Genomic DNA, 16,373 nt, shown 5'->3' on the forward strand with positions numbered 1-16,373 from the left:
CCAACTCACCCAATTCCCGGTATGAAACGCACAACCAGATCGATCAGCCAGATCCCCACGAACGGAACGATCACGCCGCCGAGCCCGTAGATCAACAGATTTCGCCTCAACAACTCCCCCGCGCCCACCGGCCGGTAACGAACGCCCTTGAGCGCCAACGGCACCAGCGCGATGATCACCAGGGCGTTGAAGATGACGGCAGAGAGGATCGCCGACTGCGGAGTAGCCAGTCGCATGATGTTGAGCTCACCCAGCTGCGGGTAGATGCCGCTGAACAGCGCGGGCAGGATCGCGAAGTACTTCGCGAGGTCATTGGCCAGCGAGAAAGTGGTCAGTGCGCCCCGGGTGATCAGCAGCTGCTTGCCGATGGCCACCACGTCGATGAGCTTGGTGGGATCGGAGTCCAGGTCCACCATGTTCCCGGCCTCCTTGGCGGCCGAAGTCCCGGTGTTCATGGCAACACCCACGTCCGCCTGCGCCAGCGCCGGGGCGTCGTTGGTGCCGTCACCGGTCATCGCGACAAGCCGACCGGCCTTCTGCTCCCTGCGCAGCAGCTCCAGCTTGTCCTCCGGGGTGGCCTCCGCGACGTAGTCGTCCACACCGGCCTCGGAGGCGATCTGCTTGGCGGTCAACGGGTTATCACCGGTCACCATGACGGTGCGTATCCCCATGGCTCGCATCTGGGCGAAGCGTTCAGCCATACCCGGTTTGACGACGTCAGAGAGCCGAATCACGCCCAGCAGCCGCGTCTCGGCGCCGTCGTGGTCGGCCACCACCAACGGGGTGCCGCCCTCGCTGGCCACCTGATCTGCGACCTTGCGGACCGCGACCACTGCGGGGTCATCCTCCTGAACACCAGAAAGGCTTGCCACCCAGGTGAACACCGCATCAGCGGCGCCCTTGCGGATCTGCTTGCCGTCGGCGGTATCCAAACCGCTCATCCGGGTGGCCGCGGTGAAGGCTACAAACTCGCCTTCACGCGAGCCCTCATCGCTTCTTTCCCCGGTCGATTCGCTCCCGCCAGTGGCCAGTTCCACAATGCTGCGACCCTCGGGGGTCTCATCGGCAAGGCTCGAGGCCCGCGCAGCCTGGGCGAGGGTTTCGTGCGTGATACCCGGCGCCACAATGAATTCGGTGGCCTGCCGATTACCGAAGGTAATAGTGCCGGTCTTGTCCATCAGCAGGACGTCGATGTCACCGGCCGCCTCCACCGCGCGCCCCGACTTGGCCAGCACGTTGTGCTGCACCAGACGATCCATGCCCGCGATACCGATGGCCGACATCAGAGCACCGATGGTGGTGGGGATCAGGCACACGAGCAATGCGATGAGCTTGATCGGATCCTGTTGCTCACCACCATAATTGCCCATAGGACCGAGTGCGACGACGGCCAACAGGAAGATGATGGTGAGCGAGGCCAACAGGATGTTGAGCGCGATCTCGTTAGGAGTCTTCTGCCTCGCGGCACCCTCCACCAGTGCGATCATCCGGTCAACGAAGGACTCGCCAGGCGCTGCGGTGATCTGTACGACGATTCGGTCCGACAACACGGTGGTGCCGCCGGTCACGGCGCACCGGTCACCACCGGATTCTCTGACCACAGGCGCTGATTCACCGGTGATGGCCGACTCGTCGACCGTCGCGATGCCCTCCACTACGTCACCGTCGCCCGGGATCACCTGTCCGGCTTCGACGACCACGCGATCACCTGGCCGCAACGCACTCCCTGCGACCTCTTCCTCGGTCTCGTTCCCGTGACCGTCCCCCACCAGCTTGCGGGCGACGGTGTCACGCTTGACCTCTCGCAGGCTCGCCGCCTGCGCCTTGCCACGCCCTTCGGCGACAGCTTCGGCCAGGTTCGCGAAGACCACCGTGAACCACAGCCAGGCGGTGATGGACCACGCGAATATCGACGGATGCAATACCGCAAGCACCGTGGTGGCCACCGATCCCACAGTGACCACAAACATCACCGGGTTGCGGGCCATATGCCGCGGATCTAGCTTGCGCACCGCAAGCGGTAGCGCCTTGACCAACTGGGTGGGGTCAAAGACTCCGGTACTTACTACGGTCTTGCTCACAGGACAGCCTCGGCGATCGGTCCCAGCGCCAGGGCCGGGAAGAAGGTGAGTGCGGCCACCAAGAGCACGGTGCCGGTATGCAATCCGGCGAACATGGGGCCGTGGGTATGCAGAGTTCCGGCCGACACCGGTGTCTTCTGCTGAGCGGCAAGCGATCCGGCCAGCGCCAGCGTGAAGATGATGGGCAGGAAGCGGCCCAACAACATCGCCACGCCAAGGGATGCCTCGAACCAGTGGCTGGTCACCGTGAGCCCACCAAAGGCGCTGCCGTTGTTGTTGGCGGCCGAGGCGTAGGCATACAACACCTCGGAGAACCCGTGGATGGACTGCGCGGTCCCCGGATCTCCACTGTTGCCTTGATATCCGGGAGTTGTCGACAGGGCCACCGAGATTCCGGTGCCGATGAGTACGAGTGCGGGCATCACGAGCACGGACAGCGCGGCCATGGTGATCTCGCGTCGCCCGATCTTCTTGCCCAGGAATTCCGGTGTGCGGCCCACCAGCAGCCCACCGACGAACACCGCGATGATGGCCAGCACCAGAATCCCGTACAGGCCCGTGCCGACACCGCCCGGCGCGATCTCGCCGAACAGCATGTTTAGTATCAGTGCTCCACCGCCTGCGGCGGTGAAGCTGTCATGTGCGGAATCAACAGCACCCGTGGATGTTCCGGTAGTACTCACCGCAAACAGTGTCGAAGCGGGAATGCCGAATCTGACTTCCTTGCCTTCCATCATGGCACCGGCCGCCTGCGCGGCGATGCCGCGCGGAGTCGATTCAGCCCACGTGACAAAGGCCAACATGCCACCCCACAGAACAGCCATGACCGACAGCACGGTCAAGCCCTGACGCTTGTCGCCCACCATGGTCGAGTAGGTGCGTGTCAGTGCCACCGGGATGAGCAGGATCGCAAGGATCTCGACGATGTTGGATAGGGGCGTCGGGTTCTCGAAGGGGTGCGCCGAGTTCGCGGCCAAGATGCCACCGCCATTGGTGCCGACTTCCTTGATGGCCTCCTGCGAGGCGACCGGAGCCAGCGCAATGTGTTGTGCCGCACCGTCCAGTCCCGTCGCAACGAAGTGGGTGTATAGCGACTGAATGGCTCCCTGTGACAACAGAATCAGTGCGACCACAAATGATATGGGTAGGAGAATCCTCAAACTTCCCCGCACCAGATCAACCCAGAAATTGCCGAGTTCACCCCCGGCAGTCGACCGTGCGATACCCCGGATGAGCGCAACGGCCACCGCGATACCCACTGCGGCCGACACGAAGTTCTGCACCGCCAATCCGACCATCTGTGTCAGATTGGTCATGGTGGTCTCGGGTGTGTACGACTGCCAGTTGGTGTTCGTCACAAAGGACACCGCGGTGTTGAAGGCCACCGCGGGGCTTACCGCACCAAGATCACCCGACAGTGGCAGCACGCCCTGTATCCGCTGAAGCACGTACAGGAACAGCACACTGACGAACGAGAAACCCAGCAGCGAGAGCGTGTATCCCACCCATGTCTGCTCGGTCTCCGGATTCACCCGCCCGACCCGGTAAATGGCACGCTCGACGACCGAGTGCTTAATCGTCGGCAAGCTGCTTGCGCGCAGAGAATGTGAGCCCGTGAAAACGCGCGCCATGTAGTCCCCCAAGGGGACGTACGCAATAGCGAGCACCAGAATGACGAAGCCGATCTGAAGACCGGCCGCCAGAGCGGAATTCACCGTTAGAACCTTTCCGGGTCGAGCAGTGCGACCACCAGATACACGACGAGCGCGGCCGACACGAGAATCAGCACAATATTGGTGATGACGTCGACGGTCATCGCGCCTGCAATCCGCGTACGACGGCGACGCACAAGGCGAAGCCCACGACGATCAGGACCAGGTACCAGAAATCAACCACGCAGGAATCATGATCCCGGCCAGGGGCACTACCTGCGTTCTTTACGCGTCCCTGACGGGTGCATCGGGCCTCTTGACGCGCTATTAACGGGGTTCAACCAGCCGTTGACAGCCCGGGCAGAAGTACGACGACCGGTTCATGAAAGCCTCCCGGCGCATGGCGCGTCCGCAGCGGCTGCATGGCTCACCCTCGCGTCCGTACGCCTCCAGAGAGCGGTCGAAGTAGCCGGATTCTCCGTTCACATTCACATACAGATCGTCGAATGAGGTGCCGCCCTGTGCGAGCGCCAGACGCATGACACGGGCCGCACTGTCGAGCACCTCGGTGAGCTTGGCACGGCTCATGCTGTCGGTGAGTCGACGTCCGTGCACCTTCGCCTGCCAGAGGGCCTCGTCGGCGTAGATGTTGCCGACACCGGACACTACGGTCTGATCGAGCAGCGCCCGTTTGATCTCGGTGTGCTTACCGCGCAGCCGCGTCACCACGGCCGACGCGTCGAATCGTTCATCGAGCGGATCTCGCGCGATATGGGCGACCGGCTCCGGGAGCTCGCTGCCATCGACGGTGACGACATCGGTCACCATCCAGCCGCCAAAGGTGCGCTGATCGACGAAGCTCAACACCGATCCGTCATCGAGTGTCGCGGCAATACGCAAATGCTGCGGCCGGGAAATGGGTCCGATGAGCATCTGGCCGCTCATCCCGAGATGAACCACCAGCGCCTGTCCCTCGCCCAGCGTCAACCACAGATACTTGCCCCGGCGACCGGTTCCGCTGATCTGTTGTCCGGCAAGCAGTCCCGCCAGCTCGACGGCGCCTCCGGGCTGCCTGCGCACGGCCCGGTCATGGTGCACAGACGCCGATGCGATGGTCTTTCCGACGAGGTGATGGTGCAGCCCACGGCGGACCACCTCCACCTCGGGAAGCTCAGGCACTTGACCCGTTGATGCCGTTCCAGGCCTCCGAGGCCGCCCGCTGTTCGGCTTCCTTCTTGGACCGGCCGACGCCCACGCCGTGCGCGGCGTCGTTGACCATCACGGTGGCGGTGAATTCCTTGTCATGATCGGGTCCGGTCGAGGTGACCGTATACGACGGTGCGCCCCAACCCTTTTCGGCGGTCAGTTCCTGCAGGCTGGTCTTCCAGTCCAGACCCGCGCCGAGCTTGGGCGCGGTCTCCAGGAGCTGGCCGAACAATCGCAGCACGACCGCGCGCGCGACCTCGAGCCCATGCTCCACGTAGACCGCACCCAAAATCGACTCCATGCCGTCGGCAAGAATGCTGGACTTGTTGCGGCCGCCCGTGTTCTCCTCACCCTTGCCGAGAAACAGGTGCGCGCCCAAACCGTTGCCGGTCAGGCCGCGTGCCACTCCGGCGAGGGCCTGGGTATTGACGATGCTGGCACGCAGTTTCGCCAAATCGCCCTCCGAGCGGTCGGGATGACTGTGGTACAGCGTCTCGGTGATCGTCAGGCCAAGCACGGCATCCCCGAGAAACTCGAGCCGCTCGTTCGTGGGCAGGCCACCGTTCTCGTACGCATAGCTGCGGTGTGTGAGCGCCAGCGTCAGCAGATCGTCACCGACCCTCACCCCAATCGCCGCGCGCAGATCGTCGTACCGATTCTCTGAGGCAGGGCTCACTGGTCGTCACCGAAATTGGCGAGTTTGGCCCACCGCGGATCGATCTTGTCGTGGTGGTGACCGGCTTCGGCGGTCGCCATCACGATGCCGCAGTCGGGGCAGAGGCCCGGGCAATCTGGCCGGCACAGCGGCGCCAATTCCAGGTCGGGCACGATGGCATCGACGATGGTCTGTTCAAGGTCGACGAGGCCGTCCACAACCCGGTGTATCTCGTCTTCCTCGGTGGTCGCCTCGGTCTCGCTATCCGGGTACGCGAAGAGCTCGGTGAGGTAGGCATCCGCATGGCCCGTGATCGGCTCCAGGCAGCGTGAGCATTCCCCCGCGAGGTCTCCGGCGATGGTTCCGGTGACGAGAACGCCCTCCGAAACCGCTTCGACACGTAGATCCATATCCACGTCCGCGCCCTCGGGGATCGCGATCAGGTCGTTGCCGATGCGCACCGGGCTGGCGATGGTGCGCTCGATCTCCTGCATCGACCCGGGACGCCGCCCGAGCCCGAGGGCCAGGACATCAAGAACGAAAGGTCCCGGCATGAACCCAATCTTAACGCTGCACGTAGTCGTGGGTACCAGCGCCGGTGCGCAGCTGGTGACGGCCACGGCCCACCGAGCGCAGCGTGCCGTTGAGGTAGTCCTCGAACTCGGCCAGCTTGTTGTCCACGTAGATGTCGCATTCGCCACGCAGTCGGTCGGCTTCGGCGTGGGCCGCATCGATCAGTCGAGTGGACTCGGCGTTGGCCGCTTGCACGACTTCCGTCTGGGCCACCAGGCGCTGCTGCTCCTTGATGCCTTCCTGCACGGCCTTGTCATAGGACGCGTTACCCGAATCGACCAGGCGATCTGCCTCCGCCTTGGCCCGGGCAACGGTGCTCTCCTGCTCACGCTTGGCGTTGGCCAGCGTGCGGGCCGCTTCTTCACGGGCCTCACCGACGGTCTGCTCAGCGTGGTTACGCGCCTCGGCAACCATGCGATCGGCCTGCGACTTGGCGTCGGCCAGTAGCCGGTCGGCCTCGTTGCGGGCATGGCTGAGTGTCTGCTCAGCATCGGCATTCGACTGGCCGATCACCGTCTCGTGATGCTCCTTGGCCTCACGCAGCAACGCATCGCGGGCATCCAGAACATCCTGGGCGTCATCGAGCTCGCCGGGAATGGCGTCCTTGATGTCGTCGATCAGCTCAAGGACATCGCCGCGGGGCACGACGCATCCGGCGGTCATCGGAACGCCGCGCGCTTCTTCAACAATGGCGCCCAGCTCGTCGAGCGCTTCAAATACTCGGTACACGGCTACACCCTTCACGCGAGTTTCCACTGTTACCAGTGTGCCTGGTGTGACTGCTGTGACCGTGCTAGCTGACCGGTGTGTCGGCTATTTCTGCGCGGCCTGTTTTCTATTGTGCCTGGCCACGCAGTTTCCCGAGAAGTCGTTGATGAACAGAAGGTGGCAGCAACGCCGAGACATCTCCCCCGTACGTCGCCACCTCCTTGGCAAGTGAGGACGACACGAACGAATACGCCGGGGCGGTAGCGACGAAGAAGGTGTCCACACCAGCGATGTGTTTGTTCATCTGAGCCATCTGGAGTTCGTATTCGAAGTCGGTGCCGGTGCGTAGTCCCTTGACGATCGCACCCAGACCCCGCGCTCTCACGAAGTCGACCAGCAGCCCCTGCCCCGATTCGACGCGCAGATTGGGCAGATCGGCGGTGGCCTCGCGGATCATCTCGATGCGCTCGTCGATGGTGAACATGCCCGCTTTGTTGGGGTTGATCAACACCGCGACGACGACCTCATCGAACTGCGCCGCGGCTCGTTCGAAAACATCCAGATGCCCGAGGGTTACCGGATCGAACGAGCCGGGGCAGACAGCTCCCGTCATGCGGACGATTTAGTGGCCGAGCGAATGCCGATACCGCTACCGATTTGCAGTACGCCGATCACGATGAGCCAGATACCGACGACCAGCGTGAGGGTCAAGATCGAGCTGATCGGGTAGACGATGAGCACGATGCCCGCGATTGTCGAGATGATTCCGCTGAAGATCTGCCAGCCCCGTCCGGGAAGTTCCTTGTCACCGACGGCCGTGATGGTGCCCGCAATGCCCTGGGCGATCCAGCCGACACCAATCCAGATGGCCAGCAGCAGAATCGAATTCAGCTCGTCCTTGAAGCACAACACACCGAGGACGAACGAAATCACGCCGGTGAGGAACAACAGAACCCTCATCCCGGCCGACGACACCGGCAGCGTGAAGGCGAAAACGACCTGAGCAATACCGGATATCAATAGGTACGCGCCGAAAGCGTATGCGGCGACCAGCACGGTGATTTGAGGCCATATCAGCACCACGGCGCCAACGATTACCGCCAAAACTCCTGATACCACCGCTGTCTTCCAGAGGTGCTTGACGAGGTCCTGCCCGACACTTGTAGTCATGGACCTAAGGGTATTTCCTCGGCAACGGTGGCGGGGCGATTCGTGCGGTGCGTTACAGACTCACCATGATTCTGTTATCTCCTGGCTGGGCAGGTGAACTCAAGTTCGAAGGTCGCGGGTGTACTCAAACCGGCGGTGGCGGTGCCGGAAATCTTGTAGGACTGCCCGGACTTGGTCACCGTCGGCTCAGTCGCACCATGCCCCGAGTTGTACATCACCGGGTGGCCATCGATGATTCCCAGGGTCAAACTCTTCAGGGTCGGGTTATCGCCCGCTGCCAGCGTGGCGGCGATCGCGTCATTCTCGCTACCGATGTTCACGAAGGTCATATCGGCTGCGGTAACGCACTCGACCCGATTCTCAACCGATCTCACGACACCGTCGACAACTACACGTGGACCGGCCGCCGGGCCACCACTTGCCGCGCTCGACGCCGGATTGCTTACCGGCGAGTCGTGTCGCAAGCCTCCGCCCGACGAACAGCCGGCAAGCCACACGACGGCCGACAACGCACCACTCACCATTACTACGCCGCCGTAACGCAAGTGCGCCTCCCGTTTACCCAGCCGAAGATCCGATTCAGACTAGTGCGGCCATTGCGCTAGTCCCACCAAAACTTCCAGGTTCGCGCACCACTGATCTGGCGGGCATAGGTGCTCAAGGTACCCGCGCCCTGATCGATGTTGTCGGGACAGAACCCGTAGTGCTCGTAGCCGACCGCTACCGAAAGATCGGCGCCCGGCGGCCGCGTCACTTCCACGTCGATGGCGTCGAAGTCCACGCTCGTGAGCACCGCACCGAACCGGTCTTCCCAGGACCGGAGAACCGCCGCCAGCGCAGCCTCGGAGAGGTCGTAGTTCACGCCGTGTGTCCATCCCAGGGCATTGAGCGCGTCGGCCGGACGTGCCGTGGGCACCAGAATCAGCAGCGAGCCCTGCTCCAGATGATCCGCGGTCAACGGGAGTGCACGCTGGGGCGGCTGAGTGCGCTGCTCGAGCGTGATGGGCACAACCGGCACGTCGACGGCCGCAGCATTTGCAGACGAAACCTCTTTCACGAGAAAAGATTTCGCGTCAAAGGCGTCAACATCGGCGGGCTCGACAAGGTGCCGAAGGTCTTCGGCGTCTGACCATGGCCGACGCAAATCCCCGCTGAGCCCACGGGAGGCCAAGGGCCACAGCCCCGTTCGATCGAAACGGGCCGCCAACCGCAACCAGAGCGATTGGATGTCAACCACCGCGGCATTGCTCACCCACGCCAGCGAACGGCCCGCCGGACTGATGATCAGATGCCCTTCGGGCAGCTTGATACCGTCCACGCTCCACTTGGCAGCATTCTCGGGACGCGGCAGCTGACCCGCACGTTCGGCATGCACCGGCACCAGAAGTTCGGCGTAGGCGGGCAGATCATGCGCGGGTTCGGGATTTCCCATAATCACGCGCGTACTCCGGTAGGCCTGACCGAACAGAAACGACAGCCCGAGCACGAGGACGGCGACGATTGCGCTCAGCGATGTCCACCCTTTTGACCCCACCCTCGCAGATTAGCTGAGCGGCCGGGCTTCAGCTGGAGGCCACCATCCCCTTCGCCTCATCTGCTGGTGCATTTTCCGTTGCAGTGCGGCGGGCGCGATTCTCCCGGAGTGCTTGCCGCGCAGACTCCAGGGTGATGTTGCGTGGATCGATCCCTTCCCGCTCAAAGCCTCCCACGGCAATCGGCAAGTAGAAGAACTTCAGCGGAAGGACACGCTCGAGAACGGCGTAGAGCCGCCTGAACATCGCCGTAAAGCGGCGCAGCATCTCCTCATCCTCGGGAGTCCACTCCACATTGAACAGCTCCCGCACATGGGGCGGATAACTACCGACAACGACTTGTCGCCGGCCCACCAGCCAGGGCCACACAAATTTCTTCATTACCGGCGGCCACCACCGCGGCGCCATCCGGCGCTCCATGAACTGTTCCAGCATGGCCTGAGTTACCTGCGAGTTCACCAAATAGTTGCGCTCGATGTTTCCCAGATACCGTTCGAAATCTTCGTACGCGTCCGGCTGAGAACTATCGTCGACCCCCCAAATGCTGTACCACTCCTTGGATTCCTCGAATATCTGCTCCTTTATCGCGCGCGGCATGGCCCCGCCGAAATGCAGCCGCTCGATTACCAGGAGCATGTGGTGATAAAAGAAGGTGACATGCGCGAAATAGAAGGTTTCCGCATTCAAAGCATGAAACGTGCCGTCCTGCAGTGTGCCTTTCACAGACTTGTGCATGTTACGGGTCTTCAGCCCGTATTTCTTCGCATCTTCCGGAGCGTCATACACCGACCCGTAAATGTACTCACGGGATTGCTGACGCCGTTTCTTGTATATTGCGGCACGCGCACGGAAAGAACTGTCACCAGTGAAAAGAACGGAACCCGCGGTCCCCCTGGCCATCTGCGGCCATGCACCCGCGATAGGACCCAACACGCCGCTACCGAAATACATCACGTCAAGGCGCCCCCAATACTTCCATATCAGGGAATCGGCAGGAATCGGATGCTGACAAAGATCTTTCCGTCGTAGACTGTTATCGCCGGTAAATTCCGTCACCCTAATTTCTTCCGGGATTACCCGCTCCGGGTCGAATGTCGTTTGCATGATTTTCTTGAATGCCTTGATACCCCGCACCACCACGTCAAACTCCTCGCGTTAGGCAATACCCACCGTCTTCGCTGTGACTCACCTCACATTAAGAAGTGATGATGCTCCCGGTACCACCTAAAATCAAGGGAGGTACGGATGGTTTCGGAGCAGACCGAATCCAGGAACGTACGGGTAATTGTTAAGCGGCTTGATTGGCAATACCTGAGCGGCTAATTTCCGGGTTGATCAACGACCGGGGCCTGATCGTCCGCGGGCGGAGTCGCGGGGCACTTGCCAGTGCCGACGGGGTGCTGATTCTGCATCGACGCCAATGTGCTGTCCGGAATGACTCCGGCGAATCTGTCGGTCACCGACTTCAGCAGGCTGCCGGATCCGCAAATCTCGTTGAGCGGTGACACCGGACTGGTCGGTGACAGCACAGGACCATCGGTCGCCAGCGGACCGCCCGACGCTGTCAGCGGACCGTTGGCCGACAACGGGCCGCTGGGAGACAACAGCGGGCCTTCGGCCGACAACGGACCGCCCGGCGCTCCCAGGCCCGCGACCGGAGCCGGGAGGCCAGCGGACAAGGCGTCGTTAGCAACTGATGGGCCGACCGGAGCCTTCGCACCTCCGGGCAGCAGGTTCGCGACAGGCGACGACGCGGAAGGCTCTGGCGCAGGCGGTGCCGGCGCGTCTCCGTCGTCGGCCAGCGCGACACCGGCGGCGGCGATCGATATCGCACCGGATGCCACCGCCACCACTACCGCTCTACACCACATGGTGAGCAAGACTAAGCGCCCATCAGCCAATGTGCTGACCGAACCAGGTGGTCAGACGCTGCCAGGCATCTGCCGCCGCGCCAGGGTTGTAGCGGGGGCCGCTGTCGTTGAAGAAGGCATGGTCCGCACCGGGCTCGACGACGATGTCGTGAACCAGCCCTGCCCGCTGCAACGCCGCCGCGGCCTCATCCTTCGACGAGGTGACCCGCTTGTCGAGTTCACCGTAAAACGCGAGGACCGCCGCTTTAGACCGCGAAAAGTCCGGGTTGTCCGGAAGCGGTCCGTAGAACGGGGCAGCCGCGACCAGCCGTGGCTCCCCCGCTGCCAGAAGTTGCCACACCAGGCCGCCGCCGAAGCAGAATCCGGCCACACCGGAAGGTTTGTCGGGAACCCGGCGCAGAATCTCGTCCACACCGGACTTGAGGTCCGCGACGAAGCGCTCCGAGGGAACCTTGCCCAGCGCCGCCGTTGCCTCGGCCGGGTCCTTGAACGTCGAGGTGCCGCCCTCCTCCGACAGCAGGTCGATCGCCAGGGACGAATAGCCCACGCCCGCAAGACGTCCCGCGACCGAACCAACCCAGTCGTTGAGGCCCTTGTTCTCGTGAATCACCAGTACCGAGCCACGCGACTGCGCCGCCGGCGCCCACGCCCCCTGCAGCGTGCCGTTGGGTCCGCTCCAGGTGATCGGCTCGGTGGCGACCACCTTGTCCGCACCGGGCGGCGGCGACGTGGCGACCGGCGTCGCCGTGGCGGCGGAAGTGTTGTCCGGTTTGTTCTCGCTGCCGCAGGCCGCGATCAGCGCACTGGCAGCGGTGGCACCGACACCCAGGAGCGCCAGCCGTCGGATGGCCTCCCGCCGCGTCAGCAGTCCCTCGACATGGTCCGTGGCGATCTCCTCGGCGATGTATCGCTGCAGCGGGGTCATGGCCAGAAGTGTGCGCTCGATAGGTAAACGTGCGCTGTGGATTACCTGGACAGTTACAGAGATCCCAGCTCGAGCCGTGTCCCTCCATACTTGCGTGAAGACACCTCCCAGCCGTCCGGCCACACCGCTTCGGGCCCCGAGGCGTCGCGCTCGAGCACCACCAGGGCATCGTCGCTCACCCAGTGATCCGTCAGGCGTGACAACAGAGCCGAAACCTCCTCGGCAGAAACCGAATACGGCGGATCGGCGAGAACCAGATCGTAGGCGCGGCCAGGTGATGTCGACAGGAACGTCGATACCGCAGCCTGCCGTAGCTCGGTACCGGGCAGGTTCACCGCCGCGATATTGGCCGAGATCACCTTCGACGCGGCAGCGCTCGACTCCACGAACGTCACATGTTCGGCACCGCGCGACAGCGCCTCCAGGCCCAGCGCACCGGAGCCCGCGAACAGATCAAGGACCGCGATTCCGTCGAAGTCCAGGCGCGCCTCCAGCATGCTGAACAGCGCCTCCCGCACCCGATCCGTCGTGGGCCGGGTTCCCTTCGGCGGCACCGCGATCCGGCGTCCGCCCGCGGCACCGGCGATGATCCGGGTCAGCTGATCACCACCAGCAGGTCCCCACCCTCGACCTGAGAGGTCTCGGTCAACGCCACCCGCGCAACGGTTCCCGCCTTGGGCGCGGTGATGGAGGCCTCCATCTTCATGGCCTCGATGGTGCCGATGGTCTCGCCCGCCGCGACCTCCTGGCCCGACACTACGCTGAGAGTCACCACACCCGCGAAGGGCGCAGGCACATGGTCGGCATTGGACCGATCGGCCTTCTCCGCACTGGCCACCGCGCTGTCGATGCTCCGGTCGCGCACCTGCACGGGACGTAGCTGACCGTTGAGGATGCACATGACGGTGCGCATACCGCGCTCGTCGGCATCCGAAATTGCCTCGATGCCTATCAGCAGCTCGACGCCCTTCTCAAGCTTGACGCGGTGCTCCTCGCCGTACCGCAGGCCATAGAAGAACTGGTTCGCCGAAAGCCGCGACGTGTCGCCGTACTGCTCGCGGTGGGCCAGGAACTCCTTGGTCGGACCGGGGAACAGCAGGCGATTCAACGCCGCCCGCCGGGTCGCACTGTCACCATCGAGCGCAGCCTCGTCATCGGCCGTGAGCTCGACCTCCGCGCGAGCCGCACCGCGACCTTCGAGCGCACGTGTCCGGAACGGCTCGGGCCAGCCACCCGGCGGATCGCCGAGTTCGCCGCGCAGGAACCCGATGACCGACTCGGGAATATCGAAACGACCAGGATCCGAAGCGAATTCATCAGCACTCACGCCGGTACCCACCAACGCCAGCGCCAGGTCGCCGACCACCTTCGAGGACGGGGTCACCTTGACCAGACGCCCGAGCATCCGGTCGGCGGCGGCGTATCGTGCCTCGATCTCCTCGAACTGGTCGCCCAGCCCCAGGGCGATGGCCTGCTGGCGCAGGTTCGAGAGCTGCCCACCGGGAATCTCGTGCGTGTACACCCGTCCGGTCGGTGAAGGGAGCCCTGATTCGAAGGGGGCGTAGACCTTTCGCAACGCCTCCCAATACGGTTCCAGATCACACACCGCGGTCAGGGACACTCCGGTGTCGTACTCGCTGTGTGCGGCCGCGGCCACGATCGCCGACAACGACGGCTGGCTGGTGGTTCCGGCCATGGGTGCCGCGGCGCCGTCCACCGCATCGGCGCCCGCCTGCCATGCCGCCAGATAGGTGGCCAGCTGCCCACCCGCGGTGTCATGCGTGTGCACATGCACCGGCAGGTCGAACCGCGACCGCAGCGCCGTCACCAGGGTGGCGGCCGCGGGCGGACGCAGCAGGCCCGCCATGTCCTTGATCGCGAGCACATGCGCGCCCGCGTCGACGATCTGCTCGGCGAGCTTGAGGTAGTAGTCGAGTGTGTAGAGGTTTTCACCGGGGTTGGACAGGTCGCCGGTGTAACACATGGCCACCTCCGCGATCGAGCCGCCGACCTCGCGCACGGCGTCGATCGCCGGGCGCATGGCCTCGATGTTGTTGAGCGCATCGAAGATTCGGTAGATGTCGACGCCGGTGGCAGTCGCTTCACGAATGAACGCCTTGGTCACGGTCTCCGGATACGGCGTGTACCCCACGGTGTTCCGGCCGCGCAACAACATCTGCAGGCAGATGTTGGGGACGGCCTCACGCAGTTCGGCAAGCCGCTCCCACGGATCCTCCTTCAAGAAGCGAAGCGCCACATCGTAAGTCGCGCCACCCCAGGCCTCAATCGAAAGCAGCTCGGGGGTAAGCCGCGCCACGTACGGCGCGACCGCCAGCAGACCGGTGGTGCGCACCCGGGTGGCCAGCAGCGACTGATGCGCATCACGGAAGGTGGTGTCGGTCAGACCAACCGCCTTCTGCTCCCGCAGCGCCTTCGCGAACCCCTCGGGGCCCAGGGCCAACAGCCGCTGGCGCGACCCGTCCGGTGGTGGCACCGACAGATCGATCGCCGGCAACTTGTCATGCGGGTACACCTTCGAGGGCTTGGCCCCATGAGGCTTGTTGACGGTGATATCGGCCAGGTAATTCAGGATCTTCGTGCCGCGGTCGGCCGAGGATCGGGCCGTCAGCAGCTGCGGGCGCTCCTCGATGAATGAGGTGGTGACATGCCCCGCCCGGAAGTCCGGATCGTCGAGAACTGCCTGCAGGAATGGGATATTCGTGGCGACACCGCGGATGCGGAATTCCGCGACGGCGCGGCGCGCACGTGCCACCGCAGTCTGAAAGTCCCGCCCACGGCAGGTCAGCTTCACCAGCATCGAATCGAAGTGTGCGCCCACCTCGGCGCCAAGCGTTGTGCCACCGTCGAGGCGGATACCCGCACCGCCCGGGCTGCGGTAGGCCGTGATGCGGCCGGTGTCGGGACGGAAACCGTTGGCCGGGTCTTCGGTGGTGATGCGGCACTGCAGGGCGAATCCCCGTGGCGCCGGCAATGTCTCCTGGTGCAGACCAAGATCGTCGAGGGTCTCGCCGGAGGCGATGCGCAGCTGGCTCGCCACCAGGTCCACATCGGTGATCTCCTCGGTCACAGTGTGCTCCACCTGAATCCGGGGATTCATCTCGATGAAGACGTGACGACCACGCTCATCGAGCAGGAACTCGACGGTGCCGGCGCAGCTGTACCCAATGTGTCGCGCGAAAGCGACAGCGTCCGAACAGATCTTCTCGCGCAGCTCTGCGGGCAGGTTGGGCGCGGGTGCCAGCTCGATGACCTTCTGGTGACGCCGCTGCACACTACAGTCGCGCTCGTAGAGGTGGATGACATTGCCCGCGGTGTCCGCGAGGATCTGCACCTCGATATGCCGGGGATTGATGACGGCCTGCTCCAGGAACACCGTCGGGTCCCCGAAGGCCGACTCCGCCTCCCGGCTGGCCGCCTCGATCGCCTCACGCAGCTGCTCGCGTTCGGCGACACGGCGCATGCCTCGGCCGCCGCCACCGGCGACCGCTTTGACGAACACCGGGAATTCCATCGACTCGGAGGCCGTCAGCAGCTCGTCGACCGAGGCCGAGGGCTCTGAAGAGGACAGCACCGGCAGACCGGCCTCCCGCGCGGCCGCGATCGCCCGGGCCTTGTTACCCGTCAGCTCCAGCACGTCCGCGGGCGGTCCGACGAAGGTGATACCGGCCTTGGCGCATGCCGCGGCGAGATCGGGATTCTCGGAGAGGAAACCGTAACCGGGGTAGATCGCGTCAGCGCCAGCATTCTTGGCGGCCTTGACCACTTCGGAAACCGACAGATATGCGCGGACCGGATGGCCCTTCTCGCCGATCTGATAGGCCTCATCGGCCTTCAGCCGATGACCCGAGTTGCGGTCTTCATATGGGTAGACAGCGACGGTTTCGGCACCTAGTTCGTAGGCGGCACGAAATGCCCGGATCGCAATCTCACCGCGGTTGGCGACAAGAACCTTCGAGAACATAGTCACAGACCGTACCGT

At 63.9% G+C, this 16,373-nt stretch carries 16 protein-coding genes; all 16 read right to left on the reverse strand.

Translation table 11 applies throughout. The features are described 5' to 3' along the window. Positions 1 to 5 precede the first annotated feature (5 nt). Positions 6 to 2,081 (reverse strand): potassium-transporting ATPase subunit KdpB, encoded by a 2,076-nt coding sequence (gene kdpB, locus AOT87_RS16325; protein WP_078322833.1) that lies wholly within the window; start codon positions 2,079 to 2,081, stop codon positions 6 to 8. Beyond that, positions 2,078 to 3,796, reverse strand: coding sequence for a potassium-transporting ATPase subunit KdpA (gene kdpA / locus AOT87_RS16330; RefSeq protein WP_057967649.1), 1,719 nt, complete (start codon positions 3,794 to 3,796; stop codon positions 2,078 to 2,080). Before kdpA ends, kdpB begins: the two co-directional genes overlap by 4 nt. Positions 3,797 to 3,798: 2 nt before the next feature. Next, positions 3,799 to 3,897, reverse strand: coding sequence for a K(+)-transporting ATPase subunit F (gene kdpF / locus AOT87_RS27925; RefSeq protein ID WP_070933331.1), 99 nt, complete (start codon positions 3,895 to 3,897; stop codon positions 3,799 to 3,801). A gap of 163 nt (positions 3,898 to 4,060) precedes the next feature. After that, positions 4,061 to 4,912 carry a bifunctional DNA-formamidopyrimidine glycosylase/DNA-(apurinic or apyrimidinic site) lyase gene (gene mutM, locus AOT87_RS16335; RefSeq protein ID WP_057967650.1) on the reverse strand — a complete coding sequence of 284 codons (852 nt, stop codon included), beginning with the start codon at positions 4,910 to 4,912 and terminating at the stop codon, positions 4,061 to 4,063. Next, positions 4,905 to 5,615 carry a ribonuclease III gene (gene rnc, locus AOT87_RS16340; protein WP_057967651.1) on the reverse strand — a complete coding sequence of 237 codons (711 nt, stop codon included), beginning with the start codon at positions 5,613 to 5,615 and terminating at the stop codon, positions 4,905 to 4,907. Before rnc ends, mutM begins: the two co-directional genes overlap by 8 nt. Continuing rightward, entirely contained in the window at positions 5,612 to 6,148 is a 537-nt protein-coding gene (locus AOT87_RS16345) for a YceD family protein (RefSeq protein ID WP_101312515.1), read from the reverse strand. The genes rnc and AOT87_RS16345 overlap by 4 nt, the downstream gene beginning before the upstream one ends. Before the next feature lie 10 nt (positions 6,149 to 6,158). Continuing rightward, entirely contained in the window at positions 6,159 to 6,896 is a 738-nt protein-coding gene (sepIVA, locus tag AOT87_RS16350) for a cell division protein SepIVA (RefSeq protein WP_030094066.1), read from the reverse strand. Positions 6,897 to 7,002: 106 nt separating this feature from the next. Continuing rightward, a complete protein-coding gene (coaD, locus tag AOT87_RS16355; protein WP_030094067.1) occupies positions 7,003 to 7,488 on the reverse strand; it encodes a pantetheine-phosphate adenylyltransferase in 486 nt (161 codons plus the stop codon). Then, positions 7,485 to 8,045 carry an HdeD family acid-resistance protein gene (locus AOT87_RS16360; RefSeq protein ID WP_030094068.1) on the reverse strand — a complete coding sequence of 187 codons (561 nt, stop codon included), beginning with the start codon at positions 8,043 to 8,045 and terminating at the stop codon, positions 7,485 to 7,487. Before AOT87_RS16360 ends, coaD begins: the two co-directional genes overlap by 4 nt. Before the next feature lie 74 nt (positions 8,046 to 8,119). After that, on the reverse strand, positions 8,120 to 8,590 hold the full coding sequence (locus AOT87_RS29610) for a lipoprotein LpqH (RefSeq protein WP_057967652.1): 471 nt from the start codon (positions 8,588 to 8,590) through the stop codon (positions 8,120 to 8,122). Between the two features lie 56 nt (positions 8,591 to 8,646). Then, positions 8,647 to 9,546 (reverse strand): DUF4253 domain-containing protein, encoded by a 900-nt coding sequence (locus AOT87_RS16370; protein ID WP_057967689.1) that lies wholly within the window; start codon positions 9,544 to 9,546, stop codon positions 8,647 to 8,649. Positions 9,547 to 9,607: 61 nt separating this feature from the next. Beyond that, positions 9,608 to 10,681: an oxygenase MpaB family protein gene (locus AOT87_RS16375; RefSeq protein ID WP_109398803.1), complete on the reverse strand. Its 1,074-nt coding sequence runs from the start codon at positions 10,679 to 10,681 to the stop codon at positions 9,608 to 9,610. 215 nt (positions 10,682 to 10,896) lie between these two features. Beyond that, positions 10,897 to 11,430, reverse strand: a complete 534-nt coding sequence (locus tag AOT87_RS16380; RefSeq protein WP_030094072.1) for a hypothetical protein — start codon at positions 11,428 to 11,430, stop codon at positions 10,897 to 10,899. Positions 11,431 to 11,470: 40 nt separating this feature from the next. Further along, on the reverse strand, positions 11,471 to 12,373 hold the full coding sequence (locus tag AOT87_RS16385; RefSeq protein WP_057967654.1) for a dienelactone hydrolase family protein: 903 nt from the start codon (positions 12,371 to 12,373) through the stop codon (positions 11,471 to 11,473). A 53-nt stretch (positions 12,374 to 12,426) separates the two neighbouring features. Next, positions 12,427 to 12,972: a 16S rRNA (guanine(966)-N(2))-methyltransferase RsmD gene (rsmD, locus tag AOT87_RS16390; RefSeq protein WP_057967690.1), complete on the reverse strand. Its 546-nt coding sequence runs from the start codon at positions 12,970 to 12,972 to the stop codon at positions 12,427 to 12,429. Continuing rightward, positions 12,969 to 16,355 carry a pyruvate carboxylase gene (locus AOT87_RS16395; RefSeq protein ID WP_057967655.1) on the reverse strand — a complete coding sequence of 1,129 codons (3,387 nt, stop codon included), beginning with the start codon at positions 16,353 to 16,355 and terminating at the stop codon, positions 12,969 to 12,971. The genes rsmD and AOT87_RS16395 overlap by 4 nt, the downstream gene beginning before the upstream one ends. Between the last annotated feature and the right edge of the window lie 18 nt (positions 16,356 to 16,373).

The organism is Mycobacteroides sp. H003, from assembly GCF_001440135.1.
Classification (GTDB): Bacteria; Actinomycetota; Actinomycetes; order Mycobacteriales; family Mycobacteriaceae; genus Mycobacterium; species Mycobacterium gwanakae.